Origin of the sequence: Dactylosporangium aurantiacum (assembly GCF_000716715.1) — a bacterium.
Taxonomy (GTDB): Bacteria; Actinomycetota; Actinomycetes; order Mycobacteriales; family Micromonosporaceae; genus Dactylosporangium; species Dactylosporangium aurantiacum.
The window spans coordinates 263,041-276,379 of record NZ_JNYJ01000009.1; the positions used below are offsets into that span (position 1 = coordinate 263,041).

Annotated in this window: 11 protein-coding genes; 6 read left to right on the plus strand and 5 right to left on the minus strand. The window is 73.1% G+C overall.

What is annotated here, in order from left to right; all coding sequences use genetic code 11:
* Positions 1–54: 54 nt before the first annotated feature.
* A complete protein-coding gene (locus tag OP18_RS13585) occupies positions 55–606 on the minus strand; it encodes a hypothetical protein (protein WP_052386665.1) in 552 nt (183 codons plus the stop codon).
* A gap of 36 nt (positions 607–642) precedes the next feature.
* Between OP18_RS13585 and OP18_RS13590 the strand changes: the two genes are divergently transcribed.
* The 3 genes from OP18_RS13590 to OP18_RS13600 all read left to right on the plus strand — a co-directional run bounded on the left by OP18_RS13590 (position 643) and on the right by OP18_RS13600 (position 5,057).
* Entirely contained in the window at positions 643–1,560 is a 918-nt protein-coding gene (locus OP18_RS13590; protein ID WP_052386666.1) for a GNAT family N-acetyltransferase, read from the plus strand.
* 87 nt (positions 1,561–1,647) lie between these two features.
* Positions 1,648–4,077, plus strand: a complete 2,430-nt coding sequence (pepN, locus tag OP18_RS13595; protein WP_033359162.1) for an aminopeptidase N — start codon at positions 1,648–1,650, stop codon at positions 4,075–4,077.
* A gap of 77 nt (positions 4,078–4,154) precedes the next feature.
* Positions 4,155–5,057: an MBL fold metallo-hydrolase gene (locus OP18_RS13600; RefSeq protein ID WP_033359163.1), complete on the plus strand. Its 903-nt coding sequence runs from the start codon at positions 4,155–4,157 to the stop codon at positions 5,055–5,057.
* A 1-nt stretch (position 5,058) separates the two neighbouring features.
* Here OP18_RS13600 and OP18_RS13605 read toward each other — a convergent pair whose 3' ends face one another.
* Entirely contained in the window at positions 5,059–5,517 is a 459-nt protein-coding gene (locus tag OP18_RS13605; protein ID WP_033359164.1) for an Lrp/AsnC family transcriptional regulator, read from the minus strand.
* 80 nt (positions 5,518–5,597) lie between these two features.
* Here OP18_RS13605 and OP18_RS13610 point away from each other — a divergent pair, with 80 nt between their 5' ends.
* Positions 5,598–6,647 carry a Glu/Leu/Phe/Val dehydrogenase dimerization domain-containing protein gene (locus tag OP18_RS13610; protein ID WP_033359276.1) on the plus strand — a complete coding sequence of 350 codons (1,050 nt, stop codon included), beginning with the start codon at positions 5,598–5,600 and terminating at the stop codon, positions 6,645–6,647.
* Here OP18_RS13610 and OP18_RS13615 read toward each other — a convergent pair.
* From OP18_RS13615 to OP18_RS13625, 3 genes are all read right to left on the minus strand, one after another.
* Positions 6,632–8,872: a hypothetical protein gene (locus OP18_RS13615; protein ID WP_033359165.1), complete on the minus strand. Its 2,241-nt coding sequence runs from the start codon at positions 8,870–8,872 to the stop codon at positions 6,632–6,634. The genes OP18_RS13610 and OP18_RS13615 overlap by 16 nt on opposite strands.
* A 47-nt stretch (positions 8,873–8,919) precedes the next feature.
* On the minus strand, positions 8,920–10,581 hold the full coding sequence (locus OP18_RS13620) for a CHAT domain-containing protein (protein ID WP_156089503.1): 1,662 nt from the start codon (positions 10,579–10,581) through the stop codon (positions 8,920–8,922).
* Between the two features lie 482 nt (positions 10,582–11,063).
* The gene (locus tag OP18_RS13625; protein ID WP_156089504.1) at positions 11,064–12,248 is read right to left on the minus strand and encodes a hypothetical protein; all 1,185 of its coding nucleotides are present in this window, start codon (positions 12,246–12,248) and stop codon (positions 11,064–11,066) included.
* Positions 12,249–12,312: 64 nt separating this feature from the next.
* Here OP18_RS13625 and OP18_RS13630 point away from each other — a divergent pair, with 64 nt between their 5' ends.
* Positions 12,313–12,951 carry a class I SAM-dependent methyltransferase gene (locus OP18_RS13630; RefSeq protein ID WP_033359167.1) on the plus strand — a complete coding sequence of 213 codons (639 nt, stop codon included), beginning with the start codon at positions 12,313–12,315 and terminating at the stop codon, positions 12,949–12,951.
* 95 nt (positions 12,952–13,046) lie between these two features.
* Positions 13,047–13,322 (plus strand): GlsB/YeaQ/YmgE family stress response membrane protein, encoded by a 276-nt coding sequence (locus OP18_RS13635; RefSeq protein WP_033359168.1) that lies wholly within the window; start codon positions 13,047–13,049, stop codon positions 13,320–13,322.
* Positions 13,323–13,339: the final 17 nt, after the last annotated feature.

The following is a 13,339-nucleotide window of genomic DNA, read 5'->3' on the forward strand; positions in this document are numbered from 1 at the left end:
CGCCGTCGCTCGCATCAGCGACCACGGCGCCGCCGGCCGCCCGGCCGCACGGTCTCAGAACGGGAACCGCAGCGACGTCGACCCGCCCAGCGACGCCTCGGCGTGGAAGCGTGCCCGGGGGCCGTACGCGCGGTCGCCGGCGGGCCACAGGTAGCCGTCCGGGGTCGTGCGCAGCACGCCGCACGCCACGGCGGCGTACACGTCGAACCCCGGGTACATGAGCCCGATGAACGGCAGGTCGTCGCAGTCGATCGCGAGCACCGGCGACTCGCCTGCCTCGTCGGGGCGGCCCAACGCAAGGACCCGCCGCGAGTCGGTGCCACCGGGCAGCAGCACGCACGCGGCGAACCGCGCGGACAGCGGCCCGAACAGCTCGCCCCACGGCTCGCCGAGCTCCTGCTGGACCAGGTCGCCGAGCGGCAGCCGCGGCGCGGGCGGCAGGTCCGGGTCGAACAGCGTGGTGTCGTGCGCCAGCCAGTGCCGCAGGCTCGCCGGCAGGTCGGGCCCGTCGACCGGCCGGGCGGGGCGCCGCGTCGTCGGGTGGAAGGCCGGCCCGGTCGCCGCCGCGAGGGCCCGGGCCACCAGGGCGACGCCGTGATCGGTCACGCCGGCGACGGTAGCAAATGATGGCAGAGTGCCAGGGTGGGCATCGAACGGTTCGACCCGGCCACCGCCGGCGCCGCCGACCTGGCCGCCTGGTGCGTGGTGTACTGCGACGGGCACCGCGAGCTGTCCGGCGGCGCGCCCGACCCGCGGTCCCTGGCCGCCGCCCTGCGGGACCGGCCCGACGGGCTGCCGCGGTGGCTGGCCCGCCGGGACCCGGAAGGGCCGGTCGTCGGGGCGGCCGAGGTCCGCGGCGACTTCCTCAGACTCGCCGTCGCCGGACCGGCCCGCGGCCAAGGGATCGGGGCGGCGCTGGTGGATCGGGTCCGCGCCGGCGGGGCCCCGCTGCGCACGACGGTGCTGGACGGCGACACCGAGGTCCCGTACGCCGCGGTGCTGCTGCGCCTGGAGCTGCACGAGCAGCCGCTGACCGGCGACGTCCTGGCCCGCTGCCGGGCCCTGGCCGCCGCGCCGCCGCCCGGCTACGAGATCGCCGCGTGGCGCGGCGCGGCACCGGACGCCGTCGCCGGGTCGCTCGGGCCGGTGCTCGGCCACGTGCTCGACGCGCCCGGCGCCGCGCTGCAGCTCGCGCCGCGGGCGTGGGACGCCGCGGCGGTGCGCCGCTGGGAGGCCAAGATGACGGCCGGGATGACGGCCGGCGGCGACGAGCTGCTGGTGTGCGCCGCGCTGCACGGCGGCACCGCGGTCGCCGCGACCGTGCTCACCACCGGCGGCGGGCCGGTCGCCGAGCAGCACGACACCGCGGTCCTGCCCGGGCACCGCCGGCTCGGCCTGGCCCGCCTGGTGAAGGCGGCGAACACCCTGGCACTGCACCGGCTGCACCCCGCGACCCGCTCGGTCGCGGTCACCGTCAACGAGGCGAACACCGCCATGCTCGCCGTGAACCGGGCCGTCGGGTACACCTGGCGCCGCACCCGACTGCTCGTCCAGCTGTGAGCGGCCAGCGCAGCGGAGGTGACGGCGCGCGGCCGGCGCAGGTCGTGGACGGTCCTTCCGCACCCCGCGCGCATCTAGGATCGCCTGATGACCAACCGGAGTCTGACCCAGGTCGAAGCCGAGCACCGGGCGGCGCTGCTGGCCGTCGAGCACTACGCCATCGACATCGACCTCACCGACCTCCCGACCGGCCCACAGGTGCGGTGCGTGTCGACGGTGACCTTCACGTGCCGGGAGCCCGGCGCGGACAGCTTCGTCGACTGCGCCGCGGAGGTGGTCAGCGCCGTGCTCAACGGCACCGACCTGCCGCCCGCGCGGGACGGCCGGATCCCGCTGCCGGGCCTGCGCGCCGGCAACGAGCTGCGGGTGGTGACCGTCCAGGCGCAGACCCGCGACGGGGAGGGCGTGCACAAGGCCGTCGACCCCGCCGACGGCGAGGTGTACGTGTGGACGTCGTTCGAGCCGGACGAGGCGCACTTCGTGTGGGCCTGCTTCGACCAGCCCGACCTGAAGGCCCCGCACGCGTTCACGGTCCTCGCGCCCGCGCACTGGACGGTCGTGAGCAACAGCGGCGACCCGGTGGTGTCACCCGCGGGCGACGCGGCGCGCCGGTGGGTGTTCCCGGCGACGCCGCCGCTGTCGGTGTACAACACGGTCGTCGACGCCGGGCCGTTCCACGAGATCCGCCGCGACGCCGACGGCTACGACCTGGGCCTGCTGACCCGCCGCTCGCTCGCCGCGGTGCTGGACCGCGACGCCGAGGAGCTGTTCACGCTGACCCGGCAGGGGCTCGCCTTCTACGGCGAGGTGTTCCGGATGCCGTTCCCGCAGCGTCGGTACGACCAGGTCTTCGTCCCCGAGTTCGGCGGCGCGATGGAGAACTACGGCTGCGTCACGTGGTCCGACGGCGTGCTGTACCGGGCGGACCCGACCCCGGCCGAGCGGGAGCTGCGCGCGAAGATCCTGCTGCACGAGATGGCGCACATGTGGTTCGGCAACATCGTCACGATGCGCTGGTGGGACGACCTGTGGCTGAACGAGGCGTTCGCCGAGTTCGCCTGCAACTGGGCGGCGGAGCGGGCCACCGTGTTCACCGACGCGTGGGCCGGGCACCTCGCCAGCGGCAAGCTCGCCGCGTACCTCGCCGACCAGGGCCCGGCGACGCACCCGATCCGCCAGCCGATCCACGACGTCGCCCAGGCCATGTCGATCTTCGACGCGATCACGTACCCGAAGGGCGCCTCCGTGCTGCATCAGCTGATGCGGTACGTCGGCGAGGCGGACTTCGCCGCCGGCATGGCCACCTACTTCCAGCGCTACGCCTGGGGCAACACGACCCTGCAGGACCTCATCGACGTGCTCGCCGCCGCCGGCGGCCGGGACCTCGACACCTGGCGCAGCGGGTGGCTGGAGACCGCCGGCACCGACCGGATCACGCTGCGCCGCGACGGCGACGGCCTGGTCCTGGACGCCCGCGGCCCGGACGGCCCGCCGCGGCCGCAGGTGCTCGCGGTCGGCGCCTACGTCCCCGACGGCGACCGGCTGCGCCGCCTCGACCTCGTCCAGGTCGAGCTCGCCGGCCCGGTCACACCGGTCGACCTGCCCGCGGGCGCCGAGGTGTACCTGGTCAACGACGAGGACCTGACGTTCGCCACGACCCGGCCCGAGGACCGCGACACCCTCGTGGCGACCGCCGCGGCGCTGCCGACCGCGATCGCCCGCGGTGTCGCCGTGGCCACCGTCTGGGACATGCTGCTGGCCGGCGAGGCGGGCGCGGCGGAGGCGGTGCGCTGCCTCACCGGCGTCCTCGCCGTGGAGACGTCGGATTCGGTGATCGAGCCGTACCTCACCCTCGCCGCCGAGGCCGCCGAGCTGTGGTCACCCGACGCGCAGCGGCCGGAGCTGCTCGCCGCGGTCGCCGCGGTCTGCCGCAAGCTCGCCGAGGACTCCGACCGGCGGCAGGTGGTGCTGCGCACGCTCGCCCGCACCGCCGCCGACCTCGACGAGGTCGCCCGGCTGCAGGAGCGGGCCGGCGACGACGTCGACCTGCGGTGGCGGGCGCTGGCCCGCAAGGCCGAGCTGGGCGGCGCCGTCGACGCCGAGATCGACGCGCTGCTCGCCGCCGATCCCGACCCCGACGCGTGGGTGCGCGCCACCGCCGTGCGGGCGGCGTCGCCGGACCCGGTGACGAAGCAGGCCGTGTGGGACACGCTGACCGTCGCGCGCTCCGTGCCGATCGGCGAGGTCAAGCACGTCACGGCGCTGTTCTGGCGGCCCGGTCAGGACGCGGTGCTCGCCCCGTACGCCGGGCGATTCCTCGAGCTGGCACCGCAGCTGCACCGGGGCGGGATGACCCCGGCGATGGTGTTCGCCAACCGGCTCTTCCCCGTGTACGGCGTCGACGAGCCCTTCCTGGCCCGCGCCGAGACGGTGGCCGCCGGCGCCGCACCGGTCGTCGGCAAGTACATGACCGAACGCATCGACGTGGTCCGGCGCATGCTGCGCGCCAGAGGCTGAGCCGGCCGATGGCGGCGGGCCAAACGGCTTGCCGCCACCGGTACCGTCGACATAGGACACCGACCGGAGGGGACGTCATGGCGCACGCCGAACTGCTCGAGCGCGGGCACCCGTTCCGGCAGTGGAAGTCGTGGCCGATCCCCGGCGCCGGGGTGACGATGAGCGGCTACTCCCGGTCCAACGACAAGACGTTCTTCCACCTGCCGGAGCTGCGCGCCGGCATCGACTGCGGCCTCGTCGAGGGCTGGCAGCCCGACCTGGTCTTCCTGACCCACACGCACATGGACCACAGCAAGGACCTCGACTACGTGGCGGTCAAGGAGACCGGCGTCGACATCTACCTGCCGGCCGCGGCGCTGCCCTACGCGCAGGGCTACATCCGGGCGACCAGCGAGCTCAACCACAACGCCGCCTACGACCCCGCCCTCGCCCCGGCGGCGCGGCTGCACGGTGTGCGCGGCGGCGACGAGTTCCCGATCGGCCGGCGCGGCGCGCACCGGGTCCGCGTCGTGGACTGCGAGCACAAGGTCCCGTGCGTCGGGTTCGCGTTCTCCTCGGTGAAGCGGGCGATCAAACCGGAGTTCGAGGCGCTGAAGGCCGACGGCCGCCAGCTGGCCGCGAAGCGCCGCGAGGGCGTCGAGACCGACCACGAGGTGGTCACGCCGCTGTTCGCGTTCCTCGGCGACACCCGCCCCGACGTCTTCACCCGCGCGCCGTGGCTGCTGGACTACCCGGTCGTCGTCACCGAGTGCACGTTCCTCGACGACGACCAGCTGGAGCGCGCCCGGCGCATCGGCCACACCGTGTGGAGCGAGCTGCGCCCGATCGTCCAGGCCAACCCGGCCACGACGTTCGTGCTCACCCACTTCAGCCTGCGCCACACCGACCCGCAGATCGCCGCGTTCTTCGACCGGCAGGGCCTGCCCAATGTCGTCGCGTGGGCCCACCCGGCGAGCAGGCTGCCCGAGTCGTACCAGTAGCTCACAGGTCCAGCGGCTGCACCACCTGGTTGCGCGCGTGCTGGTAGATGATGGAGCTGCGGAACCCGACGATCTCCCGCCGCTTCGTGAACTTGTCCATGAGCAGCGCGTGCAGGCTGTCGACGCTCGGCACCGCCACGTGCACGAGGAAGTCGTCGCCGCCCGCGACCACGAACACCGACAGCACCTCGGGCAGCGTCGTCACGTACGCCTTGAACCCCTCGATGACCTGCCGGCTCAACGGCCGGATCTGCACGTGGAGGAACGCCTGCACGTGCCGGTTGAGCGCCGGCAGGCTCACCTCCGCGTGGAACCCGGTGATGACGCCGCGCTCCCGCAGCGCCCGCACCCGCTCCAGGCACGTCGACGGCGCGATGCCGACCGCGGCGGCCAGCTCCCGGTTGGTCTGCCGCGCATCCTGCTGCAGCAGCTCCACGATCGCCGAATCAAGTTCGTCCACGGTCGCGATTCTCCTTTCCGTTCCGAACTTCGTTCGGTTGAGCCGCGTTCCCGGCGCCGGTCGTACTAGCTTCCGTGGCCATGTTCGAACATGAGCAGGTCGTCATCCGTACCGGCCCCCGCAGCGGGCTGCCCGTCATCGTCGCGCTGCACTCCACCGCCCTCGGCCCGGCGCTCGGCGGCTGCCGGCTCGCCACGTACCCGCACTGGACCGACGGCCTGACCGACGCGCTGCGGCTGTCGGCGGCGATGACCGTCAAGTGCGCCGTCGCCGGCCTGCCCAACGGCGGCGGCAAGACCGTCGTGCCGCTGCCCGCGGGCCCGTTCGACCGCCGCGCCGTCCTGCTGGACGTCGGCGACGCGATCGAGGCCCTCGACGGCCGGTACGGCACCGGCCCGGACGTCGGCACCGGCCCCGACGACATGCTCGTCATCGGCACCCGGACCCGCCACGTCGCGTGCCGCCCCGTCGCCGCGGGCGGCAGCGGCGACTCCTCGACCCACACCGCCGCCGGCGTCCTGGCCGCGCTGCACGCGTTGTGCGGGTCGCTGTTCGGCTCGACCGACCTGGCCGGCCGCCGGTTCGCGGTCGTCGGCCTCGGCCGCGTCGGCGCCGACGTCGCCCGGCGCCTGTCCGCCGCCGGCGCGGCCCTGGTGGTCAGCGACGTCGACCCGGCCCGCGCGGCCCTCGCCGCGTCACTGGGCGCCGATGTGGTGCCACCGTCGTCCGCCCTGTACGCCGACGTCGATGTGCTCGTCCCGGCCGCCCTCGGCGGCGTGCTCACCCCCGCCACGGTGCCGCTGCTGCGCTGCCGCGCGGTCGCCGGCCCGGCGAACAACCAGCTCGACACCGCCGCCACGGCCGCCCTGCTGCACCAGCGCGGCATCGTCTGGGTCCCCGACCACGTCGTCAGCGCCGGCGGCGTCACCTACGCGGCATCGGTGGAGCTGCACGGCGAGCCACCGGCCCGGGCCGCGGGCCGCGTGGCCGCCATCGGCGACACGGTCCTCGCCCTGCTGGAGACGGCGGCCCGCACCGGCGGCACACCGCTGGCCGCCGCCGACGCCCTCGCTGCCCGCCGCCTGCGCTCGGCAACGGGGCGCCAGCGGTGTGGTCAGGGAGAGTCCTGATTGCCGTCGGTGCCCCTGGTCAGGTTCGCGAGCTGGGCAAGGACAGCGGCGGCGATGGCGGTGTCGGTGGGGTCCAGGCCGGCCTGGAGGGCGTCCGGGTCACGTTCCCCGGCGATGATGCGGCGCAGGATGGCGGCGAGCGCCGCCCATTCGTCGCGGCCGGCCAGGTCGTCCAGGAGCGGGTTGACGTCGGCCGCGGCGGCGTGGTCGCCGTCGGCGGCGGCGGCGACCGCGGCGATGATGGCGGGCCACGGCTCTTGGGTGGCCGGGTCGGTGTTCGGGGTTGGACCCGGCTGGAGAGTGATGCGGCCGGTGACGGCGTCCAGGGCGCGGGTGACGATGGCGGTGTCGATCGGGTCGAGGCCTGTCAGCAGGGTGTCGGGGTCGCGGTCGCCGTCAAGGATGCGCCGCAGCACGGCAGCCAGATCAGCCCAGTCCTGACTGCCGGCGATTTCGGTGAGGACTTCGTCGAGTGCCCTGGCCGCGTCCTGGTCGCCACGGACGGCGGCGACGAGGACGGCGAGCGTCGGCTCCCACCCGTTCAGGTGTGATTGCAGGTCGTAGACCTCCTCGACGGGCAGGTCGTGGGCAGCGTGGAGGACGGTGTCGAGCGCCTGTTGGGTGGTGCCCGGCTCGCCGGCCAGTGTGGTGACCAGGTCGGAGAAGCGGACGCCTTCCACCTGTTCGACGGTGGCCGCCAGGTCGGCGATCGTCCTGGGCACCACCGTGTCCGGTAGGTCGCGAAGGCGGCTCGCGAGTGCCCGAAGGGTGGTGGCAAGCTGGCGGCTTTGTCCGGTGAGTTGTCTGATAATGGCGGCGGCAAGGCGGTGGGCGAGCTGACCGGCCGGGTCGGTGCCGGCCTCGCGCAGATAGAGGGCGAGGTTGTTGTGAGAAGCGGCGATGTCGTCCGGGTCGGGTCGGATGTAGGTGAGGCGGAGCGCGGCGTGCGCGAGGGCGATCGCCTCGTCGTGGTGACCACGCTTATGGGCCAGGTCGGCGCGCGCGCCGACGGTCTTGGCCAGGGCTGAGATGTCCTGCTGCTGCTCGTATACTTGCTGGCAGAACAGCAGCAGTCGCTCGGCATCCTCGAGGCGTCCAAGGCGGATCAGCGACAGGTAGTCGCCGAACATGGCGAAGGCGATGGCGTGTTCACCGGCGGACCGGGCGCGCAGGCTGGCGACGGTGCGGGTGTTGAGGTCCAGCGCCTCCTGCCAGTGGTTCAGCGCGCGAGCGGCGTGCACGCCGAGGTTGAGCAGCCCTTCCCGCACGGTGAATGGGTCAACCGTGTCGGCGGCGTCGCGTTGGGGTGGGAGCTGATCCGTCTCGGTGATGAGCCGGCGGACCTCGGTCAGGACCTGGTCAGATTGTCCCAGCAGGTAGACGATTTGCAGCCGTTGCACCTGGTTGGTCAGTTGGGTCCAGCGGCCGAGGCCGGCTTGGCGGCTGTGCTCGGCGGCCTGGTCAGCCATGTCGAGCGCCTCACCCAGCCGCCCCGAACCGCGGAACAGGTTCACGAGGTCCGTGGCGATAGCGGCGGCGAGTCGGTGGTCGCCGGCCGTGATGGCTTGGTTCAGGGCCGCGCCCAGCAGTCGCTCACCCTCCACCACGTCCACCCGCATGACGGCATTGGCCAGCGTGCCCAGGATGTTGGGTTTGCTGGTGGCGGCGGCGATGCGGTGCAAGTGGGCGGCAGCGGCCTGGGCGACCCCGTCCGTGTCGTCGCGCATGAGGGCTTGCTCGACCGCCCACGCGGCGGTGTCCCATGCTGTGAGGCGGATCAGGTAGGGTGCGGCGGCGAGCCCGGCCCGCACCACCGTCTGGGTGTGCTCGCCACCCTCCCTCCGCCAAGCACCGATCACTCCGGTCCAGAACGCGGCAAGTTCGGTGTCGATGGCGGTGCGCACGTCGGTGGGGGTGGCGGCGCGCACGGCTTCGGCCACCCCGGGATGCAACCGGAGCCGCCGCAACGGTTCACCGTCACCGTCGATGTCGCCGATCGTCTCTTGCTCCACCAGCGCGGCGGTCAGCAGCGGCGCCAGCGTGTCGGCGACGGCCGGCACGGGATCGGCCAGCTCCAGTTGCCGGCACAGTTGGGGCCAGACGCTCTCGGTCACGGCGGAGAGCCGGTCGTCGTCCTCGGTGCCGGCCAGCAGTTGCAGCAGCAGCCGGGGCGCGTCGGGCAGGGTGTGCATGGCGGTGGTGGTCCAGCCGGTCAGCGCCTGCATGAACCCGGCGTCGTCCAGCGCCGACTCGCCGTCGGCGAAGAACGCTGTCAGGGTCTGGTCGCCGCTGGTGGCGTGTTCGACGGCGTCGAGGACCCACCGTCCGCGGTGAGCAGGGTCTCCAGGTTGTCCAACACGATCAGCAGACCGTTGTCGCGGAGCACTGCCCGCAGCCGGGGCAGGAACTGGCGGAGCCTGTCGGCGGTGCCGATCTTGTCGACCATGGTGAAACCGCGGTCGCCGAGCTGTGCCTCCAGCGCGAGGGCGAGGCTGGTCAGCGCGGTGGGCCACTCTTCGTCCCGCAGCGGGGCCTGCCACCACACCGGCTGGTCGAACCGGTCCTGATGCCGGTACGCCAGCTCCAACGCACACGCCGTCTTCCCAGCGCCCGCCATCCCGTGCAGCAGCACCCCACCCTGCCCGCTGCCGGACGCAAGGGCCCGGCTGGCCCGGATCATCACCGCCGTGCGGCCGACGAACCGCTCCGGCTCCGGCAAGAACGCGGCCATCCGCGCCGCCGCCGGGTCCATCAGGGGCCGCCCGCGCGGCGGCGTCAGCAGCAACCCGGCCGCCGGACCGAACAACGTCGGTGTCGCGATGGACAGCGCGGGCCGCGACGGCGACGGCTCATCCCCGGCGGCCACCGGCACCGCCCGGCGCAACGCGGCATCCACCGGCAGGTCGAGCCTGAACAATCCCTCGTACAGCGCCGACGTCAACGCGATCGCGAAGTCGTCGACGACCGGGTAGCGCATCGCCACCACGGCGCACCCCACCTGGTCGGCGACGAGGCGGGCCAGACCCGTCACCGTCTCCGGCTCGTCCGCCGCGGTCAGCTCGGCGTCGGCGACCTCCTGCGCCGCGTCGGCGGCGTCATCCAACTGGAGCCAGCGAAGCGTCTCCGCCGTCGTCGCGGCGGCGGACTGGCACGCCGACAGCACCGCCAGCCGCAACCGGCCCCGCGCCGGGCGCAGCAGCCGCACCAGATCCCCGGCGTCGACCGTGTCCGCGCTGCCGTCCTCCGCCTCCAGCAGGATCACCCCGCTGCCACCATGCCCGGACAGGTGCAGCACGTCCGGGCCACCGCCGGCCGTCATCCGCTCGCCGAGGACCTGGCGGGTCACCCCGTACTGCAGCACCTCCAGCTCGATCATCCGCCGGGCCCGCGCCGCCAACGCCCGCATCTGTTTGGCCAGCTCGTACCGCTCCCGCCGCAACGCCAACGCGGAGCTCTGGGTCGGCAGGCTGAACACCGCCAGCATCCGCAACCGACCCACCGGCGCAACCTCAGGCGCGGACGGCACACCGATGTCGAAGACCAGGCTCACATCACCCCGACGGGCGAGGGGCACCCCACCCACATGCGCCAGCTCCAGCGGCGCGTACAGCAGGAACCCCACCGCATCGGGGACCTGCACCCGCACCGTCACCGGCGCTGCCGCCGCGATCGCCGCACCGACGGCCCGGCCGAGAATCCGTTCGCCGATCCACTGACCCAGCCGGTCCACGAGGACCGCCTCCGACTCGACCCGACGGTCCGGCACCGCGTTCCACCGTAGGAACCGGTACAGATCGCGGAACGCCTCCGCCTCCCGATCCCCGGCGAGGGTGTCGAAGTCGACCGGGTGATCGGCCAGCGCGGCACCGGTCCGCTCATCGGTCAGCAGCCACCGCCACCGCGAGCCGCGAACCACATCGACCGCCCGCAACACCAGACCCACAACACACGCCCCCGTCCAAGGCAGCCGGAAAGACTGACCGTAACCAGGGGAACACCGTGCGGATCAACCCTCGAACGGGCAGACCTACCCGACCGCACGGCACCCAACGACGACGATCAACCAAATCGTTGGTGTCGGCCTCGATCGGAGGGTGCGTGGTTCTCTGCATGGTCTGGCCACATGTAACCCGCGCACTGGGCTCGAGTTCAGCGAGCGGGTGCAGTTGGCGTATGCGTCCTGGGCGGCGTCGCTGGAGTGGTGGCGATCGTCCTCGGGATCGTCGCGCTGCGCCTTGACGGCCAGCCGGAGCCCGGTCAACGCGGCATGGCGCTCGCGGGCCTGCTCTGCGGAGTGTTATGGCGTCGTGCTGCAGGTCGCGGTGATCGCGTTCTTCGGCCTTCTCGAATAGGCCTGCTGCGGTCGAGGGTGGCGGTGCCTGCCGGCGGCGGGCCGGCAGGCACCTGCCCGGTGCGTCAGCCGTCGTAGTTGGCCTGCTTGACCGCGAACACGTTGCGGTGCCCGATCGGCTCCTGCAGCGACCACAGCAGGTCCGCCTCGGCGGCGTCCTCCCAGTAGCTGATGCTCTCGCCGCCGCTGACCCAGGCGTACGTGTGCGGGCCCGCCGACGGGGTCCAGTAGTACAGCTGCTTCGATCCGGACGAGTTGAACCACCAGCGGCCGTTGTGCGACGCGACGCCGTTGAGCTTGTACCAGGGCAGCTGCAGCGCCTGCGTCGCGGTGGTGCTCGCGGCGAACGTGGTGGCGCCCGAGGCGAACGGGAAGCGCACCGCGCGGGGCGCCCGGTTCGGGTAGTCGGTGCAGCCGGAGGAGCACGTGTACTCGGTCATCACGATCGACCGGCTGACCCGGTCCAGCGAGATCGACGACCAGGCCAGGTTCGTGCCGGACGTGGTCGCCGCGGTGACCGTGCCGATCTGCGGCAGGACGTACGCGTAGTTGTGCGCGTAGTACGTGGTCGCGCTCTGCCGGCCGATCTGCGCGGCGGTGCCGCCGGTGCTGGTCTTGAGGATCTTGCGCATGTCGAACACGCGCATGCCGCGGCCGGTGTCGGCGACGTACAGGTAGTCGCCGAACCAGGACACGCCGCCGGCGTGCACCTTGATGTCCTTGAAGTCCGGCGCCGCCGTCGTGCCGGTCGGCTCGACCAGCAGGATCTTGCGGTACTTGTTCGGGTACGTGGCGTCCCAGTCCACCAGCGTGATCCGGCTGCGCGAGGACGCGCCGTCGCAGCCGTCCTTGGTGTACCAACTGACCAGGATCAGCTGGTGGCCGTCGTAGTTGCCGCTGTTGGCGGTGCCGATCGCGTCGCGGCTGGTGGTGATGCCCTGCGGGAAGTTGGTGCAGTCGTTGTCGTCGCCGGAGTCGAACGAGAACCCGGTCTCGTAGCTGATGCCGAGCGAGTCGGTGATGCCGGTACGGTCATGGTTGGCGTTGTCCATGACGGTGTGCACGGCCGCGGTGCCCAATGTGGACACCAGTGCCGTGTTGAGCGCGTCGAACTGGTGGTAGTTCGCCGACAGCGTGAACTGTCCGGCCGGCAGCGCGGTCGGCGCCGCCGCGGCGGATGCGCTGGTGGTGGCGGTGAGCAGGGTCGCGGCGACGGTGGCGCCGGCCGCGAGGACAGCGATGGCTCTCACTGGAAAACCCCCGATACGGATAGATGTCACACGATAGTCGCATCGGTGCCGGCATGATGGTCCGGTGGACCGGATCGGCAGCAGTTATGACGCGGTGGCCGGCGAGTACGCCGAACGGATCGGCGACGAGCTGGACGGCAAGCCCCTCGACCGGGCGCTGCTCGGGGCGCTGGCGGCGATGTGCGGCGACGGGCCGCTCGTCGACGCCGGTTGCGGCCCGGGGCACGTCACCGCCCACCTGGCCGGGCTCGGCGCCCGTGCCGTCGGCGTCGACCTGTCGCCGGGGATGGTGGCGGTGGCCCGGCGGCGCCGGCCCGACCTGGCGTTCGTGGCGGGTGACCTGTGCCGGTTGCCGTTCGGCGACGGCGTGTTCGGCGGGGCGCTCGCCGCGTACGCCGTCATCCACCTCGACGCCGCGGCCCGCCGCCGGGCGTTCGCGGAGCTGCACCGGGTGGTGCGTCCGGGCGGCCCGCTGCTGGTGTCGTTCCACACCGCGCACCTGGAGCACGCCGGTCCGGTGCTGCACCTGAGCCAGTGGTGGGGGCACGAGGTCGACCTCGACTTCCGCTTCCTGGACCCGGCGGAGGTCGCCGCCGAGCTGGCCGCGGCCGGCTGGACCCCGCACGCCCGGGTCGAACGGGAGCCGCTGCCGGGCGTCGAGGCGCCGACGCGCCGGTGCACGCTGCTCGCGCTGCGCGGCTGACGGTGTCACGGGTGTCACGTGGGTGCGGCGCGTTTCGGTTCGCGGACCCACGGGCATCACTGGATCAGATCGCAACGTCGAGTTCAGGAGGAGCAATGACCGTCACTGGGATCATCACCGCGCTGATCGTCGGTCTGATCGTGGGCGCGCTCGGGCGGCTCGTGGTCCCGGGCCGGCAGAGCATGTCGATCTGGGTGACCATGGCCGTCGGTGTCGTCGCCGCGCTGCTGGGCACCGTCCTGGCCAACGCCATCGGCATCGCCACCGACACGCCGGGCGTGGACTGGGGCGAGCTGCTCGTCCAGGTGCTGCTCGCCGCCGTGGGTGTGGCCCTGGTCGCCGGTGTCTCCGGTCGTCGCCGGGCCCTGTAACCACCATAAAACGGACG